The 12,626-nt window shown below is 38.9% G+C and carries 7 protein-coding genes; 3 read left to right on the plus strand and 4 right to left on the minus strand.

Features of this window, described 5'->3' with window-relative positions; all coding sequences use genetic code 11:
* Positions 1 to 775 precede the first annotated feature (775 nt).
* Positions 776 to 1,081 carry a fertility inhibition FinO-like protein gene (locus LC605_RS26670; RefSeq protein WP_229550509.1) on the minus strand — a complete coding sequence of 102 codons (306 nt, stop codon included), beginning with the start codon at positions 1,079 to 1,081 and terminating at the stop codon, positions 776 to 778.
* On the minus strand, positions 1,078 to 2,628 hold the full coding sequence (locus tag LC605_RS26675) for an NACHT domain-containing protein (protein ID WP_229550510.1): 1,551 nt from the start codon (positions 2,626 to 2,628) through the stop codon (positions 1,078 to 1,080). Before LC605_RS26675 ends, LC605_RS26670 begins: the two co-directional genes overlap by 4 nt.
* 623 nt (positions 2,629 to 3,251) lie before the next feature.
* Here LC605_RS26675 and LC605_RS26680 point away from each other — a divergent pair.
* Both LC605_RS26680 and LC605_RS26685 read left to right on the plus strand, forming a co-directional pair.
* Positions 3,252 to 5,126: a tetratricopeptide repeat protein gene (locus LC605_RS26680; RefSeq protein WP_229550511.1), complete on the plus strand. Its 1,875-nt coding sequence runs from the start codon at positions 3,252 to 3,254 to the stop codon at positions 5,124 to 5,126.
* 93 nt (positions 5,127 to 5,219) lie between these two features.
* Positions 5,220 to 6,233 carry a hypothetical protein gene (locus tag LC605_RS26685; protein WP_229550512.1) on the plus strand — a complete coding sequence of 338 codons (1,014 nt, stop codon included), beginning with the start codon at positions 5,220 to 5,222 and terminating at the stop codon, positions 6,231 to 6,233.
* A gap of 13 nt (positions 6,234 to 6,246) precedes the next feature.
* Here the strand turns inward: LC605_RS26685 and LC605_RS26690 are convergent, their stop codons facing one another.
* Both LC605_RS26690 and LC605_RS26695 read right to left on the minus strand, forming a co-directional pair.
* Complete coding sequence (locus LC605_RS26690) at positions 6,247 to 8,691, minus strand: CHAT domain-containing protein (RefSeq protein WP_229550513.1); 2,445 nt, start codon at positions 8,689 to 8,691, stop codon at positions 6,247 to 6,249.
* A 55-nt stretch (positions 8,692 to 8,746) separates the two neighbouring features.
* On the minus strand, positions 8,747 to 11,050 hold the full coding sequence (locus LC605_RS26695) for a filamentous hemagglutinin N-terminal domain-containing protein (protein WP_229550514.1): 2,304 nt from the start codon (positions 11,048 to 11,050) through the stop codon (positions 8,747 to 8,749).
* Between the two features lie 471 nt (positions 11,051 to 11,521).
* Between LC605_RS26695 and LC605_RS26700 the strand changes: the two genes are divergently transcribed.
* Complete coding sequence (locus LC605_RS26700) at positions 11,522 to 12,301, plus strand: class I SAM-dependent methyltransferase (RefSeq protein WP_229550515.1); 780 nt, start codon at positions 11,522 to 11,524, stop codon at positions 12,299 to 12,301.
* The last annotated feature ends 325 nt before the right edge of the window (positions 12,302 to 12,626 follow it).

Consider the following 12,626-nt stretch of genomic DNA (forward strand, 5'->3'; position numbering starts at 1 on the left):
AGCTCACTTTTCAACTTACCAATTACGCAATGACGATAAATCAAGAGTTTCAGCACCGAATTTTTTTTGTAGTATTTATGTAATGCTTCTTATCCTGGTTTTCTGTTCCGATGATACTCACGCCCCTAGGAGAGGTATTTGAAAAAAATTTTGATCTAACCCTAACCCCAACACCCTGTTGTATTGGGCATAAGTCATTTTTCACGATAGATTTACCTCTGTTTTCTTGGTTGACAAGCTTCAGAGGGGGTTGTATCAGTTAACAGTTATCTAATCTTGGACTTAACTTCCAACTGATAACTGGTAACTGTTATTCGCGCTGCTACTGATTTTTGCTACGAAATTCGGAATATTTCTTAACTAAACTTAACTTTACAGAAACTTCTGAATTTCGACAGCCAAAACTGCCACACAAAACTGGTGCGTTTCGTGCGGCTTCTCGTATAATACGAGAAGCAGCGGATAAAATCTCGTCTGACCAATCAGTGGGAAAGTCGCCAAACTTTAATTACCACTGCTTTGGTTTTCGTGAGATAACCCCGCTCTGAGGTTATATGAAATTTAAGACCCGCACAAAGCGCTACTCCTTAGTGGCGCTTTGTGCGTTAAATTCTCATACTGTTGTATCTTCACCTTCATACCTCCTTTCAATTAGCTTGATTTTACATAACTTATGGTCTTTCGGTATCTAACGAGATTCTGATTTTTCTTTGTTTGACTCCTCCATATTTACCAGTCTTCGTTCTAGCTTACCCTGATTGGGTAATCACTTGCTTCAAGAAGCAGCACCGAAGGCAGAAACGACCTCTGCCTTCGGTTTGCGCTCGAAAACTTGTATATTGGGTTCCTCTAACACGAACCCATATTCTGTTTGCTGACCAAGTTTACCAGCGATTGCTGCAACCCATTGTGGGTAATTACTAGCAGCATCGGTCAGTTTCTTCCAAATCTTAGGTTTGACTGTAATTGAAATGACGCGACCATCACAGTCAATTTCAAATTGTTGCCAACCATTCTCTACTATGTTAGATTGTGGTAGTTCGTTAATTTTTATTGCTACTTCTAGTTTTCCTACAATCATAAATACCTCTGTGAAGATGCGTAGCTTGCCAACCTAGGCATCGCTAATGTTGGCAAAGTATCAGATGTATGTACCAACCCCTGTGGATCTGTCAAAATATACTTTTTAATCACTGGTTCAACAGTAAAAGTAACTTCTTTTGTAATTGGATGTTGAATACTTTCTAGTAACGACAAGCGTTCAAGTTTTTCTAATGCTTTGACCAACTCGGAAGTTGACAAAGATGCTTTATCTCTTTGATTTATATTAGTTAATAACTTAACAAAACTAATCGATTGGGAATTTGAAGCTATTTCGTTTGCTAAATAAATCATAATCTGCTTCTGGATTTTATTTAACACTTGAGTGAACATTTTATCGAGTATTGCTTCAAGCTCACTGCTAACAAATGTAGTTTGGTTTTCAAAAAATATTTCAGTATTACCACCGAAAAAGTAGTTAATTCGTTCTCCTACTGTTTGTAGTTCCAATGGATTACCGCTATATGTTTTAATCAAATCGTGGCATTTTTGTGGATTAGTTAATCCTTGGGCAGCTAAAAGCTGCATTGCAGCATCTGGATCTAAGCCTTTAATTTTGAGATAGTGAATAGATCGTTTAGCCCTTATTAGGGTATCGAATTCATTAGGAAAAATTCGGCCAGTTAGAAGCAAGCAGCTTTGGTGCTGGTCTTCCAGTAAGCGACGAAAAAATGTTTCATACTCTAACCGTTGCTCAAAGTTATTTTTCTGAAATAATGCGTCAAATTCATCCAATACCAGCAGACAGCGACGCGATTGCAATAGCTTAATCAACACTGTAATCCTTCCTTGGGTATACTCAGGGAAGTTTAAGGAGGGTTCTACAGTTTGTATTTGTTCTATCAGTTCAGTTACTAAGTCCTGAACTAATGGTGCATGAGACACTGATTTCCAGAAAAAGTAATCAAATGTAGGTTGAGATTTTATGCTAAGTGCTGCTATTAACTTTGCAGCTAACGCACTCTTCCCAACTCCGGGCACTCCTATTAGTGAAATACAACGGTGCTTGGTTACTAATTCTTCTAAATCAGCCAGCTCCTGCACCCGTCCGTAAAAATTAGATATATCAGGTGATTGATCTCCAATAATTTGTAGAGAGTTGTCGGCAGAGATTACTTGCTTTGCACTTGGTGTTGTGGGAGTATGATACTTTTTTGGGGTTACTAGTTCAAAAAAATTCCGGAGATTCTTTTTGTAAACCCGTTCACCATTTCCAATGGTAGCGGACAGTATATCCCATAGTTGAGGAGCTAAACGCCGTTGTAAGTAATTAAGACTATAAGGTGAGTTTTCCGCTATCTCATCGTAATCACAATCATTCCATGTTCCCTTCAGGACAGTGATTTCAGCTTCAGATAACCGTCTACCTGTCTTAGTAAATACTAGGTCGTCTACTACAACCAAAGCTTCTTCAAAAGTTACTGTTTTGGAACAATTCTGTTCAGTAAGGTTCTGTCCTGTTATGGTAGCCGAAGACAGGGAAGGATTTAGTGGTAAATTCAGCCTTTGTCCAGCATTAAAATCCATGACTATGCTTGTGCCGATAGAGAAATAGATATTTTTAAGTCAAATTCCATAACTAACCTGAGTTCGGGATAAGAAATCCTCAAAACCCTTGATTTCACATTGTTCGGTCTGAAGCTCTGTTTTAATCTATTCTCAATAAGGCATATTGTTGACATTAGTCTCATTTGTAAGCCTTATTGATGAAATGATTCCACTTTAATCGCTTCTTATATCACTTAGAGTTTTGCTCAATCCTTACAGAATAAGCTTTTTAGCTTCTGGCTTAACCCGAACTCAGGTTAACTAGAGTTGTCTTAACTAAGTTTGGGGGTTAAAGTTGCATAGCTTCTACAAGCAGCTTGTTTTGTGTCGGGGTTTAAATCCCCGTCACTTTCACGTAATTGCGAATTGCGAATTGGTTTAATAGCGTGTCACAACACACATAATCATACTAGAGTTTTCCCTTTGTAATTGCTTATTTTCGCCGGAGTAGCATACAAATTTCTAATATTGTTCCTAAGCCCTGAATATGGCTAAATTTATGCCTGTAAGCCAGTTAGTGAGGCACTTAGCAGTGAAACATTTAGTGAGTTAGTTAAGAAATAATAGTCAATTCTCGTCTGCTTTATATAAGTTTTTTAAATATGTCATGCTATTGTATCAATCCTTTTTGCGATAAACGTCAAAATCCTAATGACATTGAAAACTGCCTGTCCTGTGGTACTTCGCTGCTTATCAACGATCGCATACGCCTAGTTGAACCATTGAGAGAGCTTGCTAATAACCCGTTTCATTATTTTGAAGTTTTTGAAGTAGACGACGCTGGTACTCAATCGAATCCTAGTGGTAAGCAGCGAGTTATGAAAGTTCTGAAATGGGATACTCCTAATTTAGTTAAGTTGATCGAGCAAGAATCTCTGGCTTTGCAACTGATTGAGCATCCTAATATTCCCGAAAGCACTGTGGACGACTTTTTCACATTTGTCCCTAAGAATAGCCGCCTAATATTACATTGCTTAGTGATGGATAAAATTGAGGGAGAAAACTTGGAACAATGGATAGAATCTCATGATAAAATTTCACAATCTCTAGCATTAGAATGGCTGAAACAGTTAGTTGAAACTCTTGATACGGTACACTGTTCTGATTTTTTCCATCGAGACATCAAGCCTTCTAATATAGTTCTTCAGCCAAATGGTCAACTAGCATTAATTGATTTTGGGACTGCGCGGCGATTAACTAATACTTACTTAGCTAAAGTTAGTGGCAGTGGGGGAACTGATAAAGGTAGAGGAGGACGATATGAAGTTACATCTGTTGTTACGCCTCACTATACTTCTTTGGAGCAAATTAATGGTCAAGCAGTACCGCAATCAGATTTTTACGCTTTGGGTCGGACTTTTGTAAATCTAGTTACTGCAACTCCTCTAAGTAATCTACCAACAGATCAAAAAACAGGAAGGCTAATTTGGAGAGATAAAGCACCGCATATTGACAAACCCTTTGCTGATTTTATTGATGAATTGATGGCTCTCCTTCCAGGACAGCGTCCGCAGACTACTAAAGTAATTTTACAGAGGTTAGAAAAACTGCCTCAGCAAATTAAAAATTATAGATTAGCTAATTCTAAAGTATTTAAATTTAGCAAATATACATTAACGATTTTAGTATTTATTGGGGGTCTTTTTCTATCTATACCTTTAGCAGCTAACTACTTAGTAGCTCAAGGAGAAAGGGCTGAGGGAGCAAATGATTCTCAGAGCGCACAACAATTTTTTGACTCAGCTATAAAAATTAATCCCCAAGTGAAAAATTCTATTTCTAAGTTTTATTTTGAGAAAGCATCTCGTAGTACTCAAAACCTGCGAATGGCGAAAGAATATTATGAATTATCGCTAAAATATAATAATCAAGATGTAGACACATACAATAATTTAGCTTTTGTTTGCCAGTTATTAAATGAATTTGATTGTGTAACGACTAATTATGAAAAAGCTTTGAAATTGAAGCCTGATAATTGGTTAGGACATTATGGACTAGGAACCTTTTATGACGAGCAAGGGAAAAAAGATTTGGCAGAGCAACAATATCAGTTGGCCATAAAAAGTAATATTCAAGCAATTCCAGTTATCAATAATCTCTCCAGACTAAAAAATCTAAAAGGTGACTATAGTGCGGCGATTGCTCTGGCATTACAAGGGTTACAAAAAACTAAAGAACCCAAATTACAAGCTGCATTGTATAAAAATTTAGGTTGGGCGCTTTTTGAGCAGAAGAAGTTGGGTCAAGCAAAGAAATATTTAGAAAAAGCCGGAGAATTAGATCCTCAAAGAGCAGACACTTACTGTTTACTGGCACAAGTCCAAGAAGCTTTAGGTGATAACGATAATTCCTGGCTTAATTGGGAAGCTTGCTTGATACTTGAGTCGAAAGTGCCAGAAGTCTTTCGTTGGCGGGGGGACGTATTACAAAGAATTAGGCTCAAGCCTGATTCTCGACAGTTCAGGACAAACCCATAACAGGCTTTGACGCTATCAACCAAATTTTCTGTTTGATTTCTTCTCTACTTAGATTAAACTACAAAAAAGTAACTAGCTTTTTAATAAGTTGTAATGCTTACCATATCTAGCCTAACTAAAAAAGTCTTTCCAGTCCGCCGATTTACAACCTTCGTATCAATATCAACACTAATCCTTTTGGTGACTAGCAGTGCATGGGGACAGCAACGAATATTACTTCATAATTTGTGTGATGAGCCAAGTGGTCGAGTTTATAGCACGGGCGATCGCTTCTTGAGATCGGGAAGATATTTGTGCTTGGGAGAGCGGATCAATCCTCAAAACGGAAGTGCGGTCAAAGTTCTCTGCTTCTTAAATCGAAAAATTCTGTATTTTCAGCAGAACACTGTTTTTAATACACAAATATGTGCGCCACCACCTAACGAAGCTGTACAGTGTTCAGTATTAAATATAGTTTCTTGTCCACATGACTATAAGGGGCCAGATGATGAAAAAAATGCGCCGATTGTAACTAGTCCTTATGGCAGTTCAATTATAAATAATAGACCACAAATCTCTTGGCACTCAGTGGCAGGCGCTGATAGCTATACAGTAGTAGTAAAAGGTAATGGTGTTGAGTGGAAGGCAGATGTAAAAAACACTACAAGTCTACCATATCCGCAAGAGCAAAAAGAATTACAGTATGGTAATACGTATACAATCACTGTAATTAGTAACCACGGTGATCAACCCCTGAATTATAGTCCCTTAGTAGTCCATCTTTTATCTCTTGATGATGTTCAGCACATTTCTGATCAAGTCAAGCAAATTAAAGACTTGGGATTGCCGCCTGATGAAGCTGCTTTCCGCGATTTGGATGCTATATATATGTCAAAGCTTCTTTTAGATGAATCAATTAAGACATTAATTGCACGAGTCGTGGCAGGTAGTCAAAATCCAACTCTCTACAGACTACTAGGCGATCGCTATTTAGGAGCGTTGTTACCAGAAGAGGCGGAGCAGACTTACACGATAGCAGCTCAATTAGCTTTGAGCAGTAGTAATACATCTGAATTATCAAAGGTAAAATCAGGTTTGAAATTAGTGAAATGGTTGAAAGATCGTTAACTTGCTCATGAAATTATAGCCAGCCGCCAATAAGTAAGAATGCTGCCCAGTGGGAAGGGTGTTGATATTGAGGGTTTGATATCAGTTGCAATTGTGCAAGACGTAGTGCCTCGACTTTAGTCAAACCATCTTTCAATCGTTGATAAAATTCTTTCATCAGTAAAGCGCTAGAATCAGCATCTACTTGCCAGAGTGTGGCTATCGTACTTCTGGCTCCGGCTTGTACTGCCACTCCAGCCATTCCCAGAGCTGATCTCTTATTACCTTTGGCAGTTTGGCAAGCACTCAAAACTAATAACTCAATTCCTTCTTGGGACTGAGTTTTTTCTTTGAGGAAATCATTAAATTCGGAAACAGTAATTGGTTTATCCCAAGCAAAAATCATTGTTCGGTCAGGAATAGAACTAAATTGAGCGTGAGTAGTTAGGTGAATTATTGAAAAATCATCTGTACTCAATTCTTTTTCTAGCATTGGGCTAATAAAGTCTTCATTTAACAATACTTTTGAAGAAGTAATTCCTTTTTTTACATTTGCTATTTCTACTTCCACCCCTGGCAATACTTTGAGTCCTTTGGGAGCATTTGGAGCGTAAAAACTAGGGCTGATCTTGCTGAGTCCAGCAATGAAAGCTTTTAACTGCTTCTCTTTTAAAAGTTTAGGTGGTTGCATTCGAGAACCCAGAGTACCTGTAATGCCGTAGCGCTGGATTAGATAATTTTTTCCATCATGAAGCAAGCCCATCGGTAAACTTTGCAAAGATGCATCCAAAGTAAATACTAGTGTTCCTGATGTCGGTAAATATTTGATAGGTGCAATTAATAAATTATAAAGTGCTTGTGAATGCTCAAGAATCACATCTGCATTAACATAAGCAAGATTCTTGTCTTGTAAAGTGTCTACAAGATTATTAATATGCCCTCTAATTAGCTGAGACTCAATAGAGTGGTGATGAAGAGGTTGTTTAGGAGATTGAGAGATTACTTCTACACTATCAACTAAGTCGATTATATGAATAATTGTGGGGCTAGTATCTAACTTTTCAAATTCATTTAAAGCTGTAAGATTAAGCTTACCACATTGAAGATAATTTTCCAATTCGGCGATTTGTAACCTTTCATTAGTCTGAATTATTCGTGACAAATTTGGGTTAGAATCCGTTAGAAGCAATTGCATATAGTCACGATACAAAGGCTCCACTTTTTCTTGAAATGAGAACTGTAAATCTGTATTTTTTGACAAAAGATTGTTGCGAACTAACGTCACATTTTCAATTGCGGCACTATATGCTTGTAGAGCTTCTTTATATTTTCCCTGCTCCTTGTACAAAATTCCTAATTCCTGCTGCCACTGATAGGCAAGATCCCATGCGTGAACTGATTGAGCCAATCCCAAAGCTTCTTCAAAATATGTTTGTGATTGCTCTAGTTTTAACTTCCCTAAAGTGCCTAAACTCTCTGACTGTAATCTCTGACTATTAGTACTTTTAGCAGTTTGGAAAGCAGATTCAGCATACTCAATAGCTTGGGAATGGAACTGTTTGTCTGGAATTTTATTCAGACTTTTAGCAAAGTTCAGTTTTGCATAAACAGAATAGCTGGCTGGTAATCGAGAAAATGCCAAATGATTTTTCAACAGTAAATCTACAGATGGCTGTATCTGTTGAGTAATTCTAGTACGAAGGGAAGCTAATTTTTTATTACCTAATTTCGACTCTCCTGTTAACCAGTTCTCAAAGTCTAACAGCAAGCTCAAGCGATGTAATTGAGCTTGCAATTGTACTTGTTCTGAAGTATTCAAGGTGTTAATCACTTGTTGATAAATATCAAGTGAGTCAAGTGCCTGTTGTTGAATTAAATTGACAAATTCTTTTTGAAAAACGGGTTCTTCTATTTCTGAATATTGATTTCGTGCTTGCTTGTAAATATCCTGCCTAGTACTACCTAATGAAAGCAGAATCCCACTAGTGTCAACAGAGGGTATCCACTTAGTAGCAGATAATATTTCTGATAAAACTTTTTTTGATTCATCAAGCTTCCCCAACCGACGCAAGACTTCTCCCAAGTTGTGCAATCCGAGCAAGTTCAGGGGTGAAAAAGTTTGCTTATTAATAGTTGCCGTCAGCAGTTTTTCCATCTTATCAGTAGGTTGCTGTGGCGTAGTGGCACAAAGAGAAGCATTTGCGTCTAACTTCAAAGCTGATAAAAGCGTATTACAAGCCCGATAATGTAAGCCCAGCGCTTGTAGAGCAAGATTCTGGTTGATTAAACTCCCGGTAATACCATCTTCATAGTGAAGTTTTTGATAAATTTTCGTAGCTTTTTGCCAAGTTTTAAAAGCCGACTCTGCTTGGCCGATATCCAATTGCTTTTGACCTCTTTGGGTCAATAAATCCGCCTCATTCTGTTGTTGCGCTTCTTTATTTACAGCTTGAGCCGGGATAATAAATGGTTGGCTCATAACTATAAACAATCCGAAAATAACTAGCAACAAATACTTGAACCAATATCGGAGTCTAATCATCCTTCTGAGTCGTTTTCGTCACTGGTAAGATTTTTGATACATCAGATTCTTGAGAACACGATCTGGCAGACAACGAAGCATTAGGAACGACAGTATTAGGTTGTTTTGCCGTCAAAATAAAATTCCCATCAGAATCTTGTATCAAGGCTTGGGCTTCTATGATTTGTGTTGGTTCTTCGCTTGAGTATGACTTTGGTTCCTCTAAATTATTAATAGCTTCACCTGAAACCAAGTTACTCTGCCAATTCAAATTGCTAGCTGGCAGATCGTTAGAACTAGTTGGAAGACCGTTAGTGCCAGTAACGACCAATTTACTCCTAGCTACTGCCCGCGATCGCCCCTGACAAACCGATGCAATCTCAGGAGTTGTACGAATCGCTTCTGGTTCTGCTTTAGCCTGCACAGGATTAGTAAATAAGGTGTTGATCTGAATCGTACCATTCAATCCGAACCGTGAACTAGCTGTAATTTTGCTATCAGGAGAAAGAAATATTCCTTTAGTGTCGATTCTGATATTACCGCCTTGCCCTTCAAAAGCATTCGCTGTGATGCTACTATTTTTTATTGCAACTATGATATCTGTATCGATGATGATGTTGCCGCCGTCGCCATTACCCCCAGCAGTTGCAGTAATGATACTGTCACGTAATTGTAAGTCACCAGAGTATAAGGAAATGTCGCCTCCTTGGCCCTTTGTGCCGCTCTCTGTGCCAGCTGTGATAGTACCTCTGTCTAGATTGATAGTGTCTGCGTTGATTCGGAGGGTTCCTGCATTTCCTTGTCCTGGCTGAAAGTTGAGATTTTTGGGAATTTTTTCACCACCAATACTTACTCTCCCACCATCAGTGACAGTTAATCGTTCTGCTTCGATTGTCAGATTTCCGGCCTTTCCAGTTCCTCCGGTTCGAGCTGATATTCTGCTAGGAGAATTACCAATTAATGACTTCCCGGTTACTTGTACTTCTTCGTCAGCAGTGATCGATACGTTGCCTCCCGAACCCTGCCCAAATGTGCCTGATGATATCACTCCTCCAGAGCGTAGACTTAACCGCGCAGTTTCAATCTTGATGTTACCGCCAGATCCAGTAGATCCTCGTTGGGCCAAACTTGTTATGGAACTGCCTGCCTTGGCTGTTGGTTTTCGCAGCACTTCCACTGAATCATGAGCTAAGACGTGTATGGAACTAGCATTTCCCAAGCCATACGTACCAGCAGCGATCTCTGCTCCATCCCGGACATTTAACCGCCCAGTTTCAATATTGATGTTGCCACCAGATCCGGTAGCTCTTGAGTAAACTAGGCTCGATATAGCAGTGTTGAGAAACGAATCAACTTCTGGTAATCCCACCAGGTTCACTGAATCTGAAGTATTAATTTTCAATGTTCCTCCCGTTCCTGCTCCTAATGTGCTGGACTCAATCTGAGAACCACCGTCTAGCATTAACTTCCTGGCTTGTATTTGAATATTGCCACCACCATTTCCACTGGCATCAACTGCTGCTGCTCCAGACAGATGGATCTCTCCAAAGGCTGAGATGCTTGAGTATCGCAACGTCCAGCCTTTATCTCTAGGAATCAGATTGACCAAACCCGCTCCAGCCACGCTGCCTAATTCAATCTGTCCCCCTGTTGTTTTAAGCGTTCCACCTGAGAGTAATATATCACCACCCACCAAAGCTAGGGTTTGATTTGGCTGCACGCGCAGACCAGAACTAGTATCTATGAGGTCTGAAGTTTTTCTTATACCTTGTCCGTCTCCAAAGACGCGAATATTTCCAGCATTTCTCCCAAATCCTAATCCCACAGGCACGCTCACTGTCAACAACGATTCTGCTCCACTAAGGGGTTTAGCATCGAAGGAGATGCCATCGGCAAATTTAATATTACTGGCAGTAGTGCCGAAAAACGAGCCGCCAATGTCCAGTGAAGCATTCGGCCCAAAAATAATCCCATTGGGATTAATCAGAAACACGTTGGCTATGCCGTTAGCTCGAATTAAACCATCAATATTAGATATTGAGCTACCCGTCACTCTTGTCAAAATGTTTTGGATGTCTGGGGCATTTTTGAAGTATACCGCGCTTCCTGTGGGTACAGAAAACTGTCCAAAGCTGTGGAACAAATTGCTTCCGACTTGGGTTCCTCCCGTTATCGCACTGGTATTATTACCCTCTATTGTAAGGCTGGAGTTGACTCTTAGGGTTGCATCCGGAACAATTTGTGCCGCAATTGGCTCCCAAGGCAATAGACAAAACAAAGTGCTGCCTTTAATAAGCCAGGATAAAGCTTTTGTCATAAATCACAGTAAAAGTTTCTCGGTTGGTTTCTGAATTATTTATTCTTAGCCCGATTCTCAGAAACATAAATGTTTCTTTATATCCATTGGTCAGGCGTAGACGCTTTAAGCAGCTTGTCGTCAGACATCGCTTTTGGAAGAGAATAATCTGGGATGCTTACAGCATAAGACTTTTACTAAAAATCTTCCTTTCAGCCATCCTGTTAGAAAATAAACGCTCAAATGCTTACTCTATCTACAGTTAAAAATTTGGCTCTTATTTTTCTTTTCCCAGAGTGACAGTATTGGGTTAGTAGAGACTTGTACCCTGCACCCGAATGATTCCCATTGATATAGATTAATAGTAGCGGTAGCGTCTTGTCAAATTGGATTGGAGACAGAGGCTTTTTCTACAGTGGTAAAACTGTTAAGATTTTCTCAAATCCGAGAGAAAGTGATCGGGAGCAAAATACATTTGTGGATTGATCAGTGATGAATAGAAAACGTAGTGAGTCCTTTAATGAAGTTGCAGAAATCTATGAAGCAGCACGCCCTAGCTATCCATCTCAATTGATTGAAGATGTAATTGAGATGGCTAATCTTCCGGATTCAGCTTCAATTTTAGATATTGGAACAGGAACAGGTAAGGGAACTGTTCCATTTGCTGAAAAGGGCTACGCTATCTACTGTTTAGAGCCAGGTGAAAGACTGATTGCAATAGCATCTCAAAATATGCGTTTATATCCATTGGTGACATTTGAGACAGTTACTTTAGAGAATTGGAACTTACGCCCAAAAGCCTTTGATTTAGCAATATCTGCCCAAGCCTTTCATTGGGTAAATCGTGAAAAAGGCTATCCAAAAGTTGCACAAGCTTTAAAAGAAAAAGGTTATATTGCGTTTTTTTGGAATTTTTCTCTTTTCCCCGATACTTCAATATTTCAGGCACTCAAAGAAACGTTTCAAAAATATGTACCAACAACGACATCTAATTCTAAACCATCCTCACTTGAATCCCTAATCAAAAAAAGAGAAAACTGGATATTAAATAGTTTTTGTTTCCAAAATCTAGTGGTCAAACAATATCCTTGGTCTATTAATTATGATGCAGAGCGATATCTCGGTCTTTTGAAAACTCAAACTGCTTATCAAGAATTTACTGAAACTGAAAAGCAAGATTTATCTGATGCCATTATACAGATATTAAATGCTCAAGGGGGATATGTTACTCAACCCTATTTATCGGTTCTTTTCTTTGCTCAAAAAATTTAATGCTTTTCAATGAACACTGTTAAGTACCAATATTAAAGGGGAGCAGGAGAGAGTTCAATGTGCCTTGTTCTTTTCCCTTTGCCCCATATCCCCTCAAGAAGAGTGAAAAATGCGAGATGAAGCCAAGATATTATTCTTCATCTTCATCTTCATCTTCATCCTCATCCTCATCCTCATAATCGAAATCATCATCGCCATGTTCTTCGTACCACTTTCTTTCATCCTCCAAAGCCATTTCTCTCTCTAGCCGAAATCTTTCTAGAGTTTCTATTTCTTGCTTTTCTATTTCTTGCTTTCTCCTTTAATATTGGTACTTAACAGTGTT

Origin of the sequence: Nostoc sp. CHAB 5836 (assembly GCF_020829445.1) — a bacterium.
GTDB lineage: Bacteria > Cyanobacteriota > Cyanobacteriia > Cyanobacteriales > Nostocaceae > Nostoc.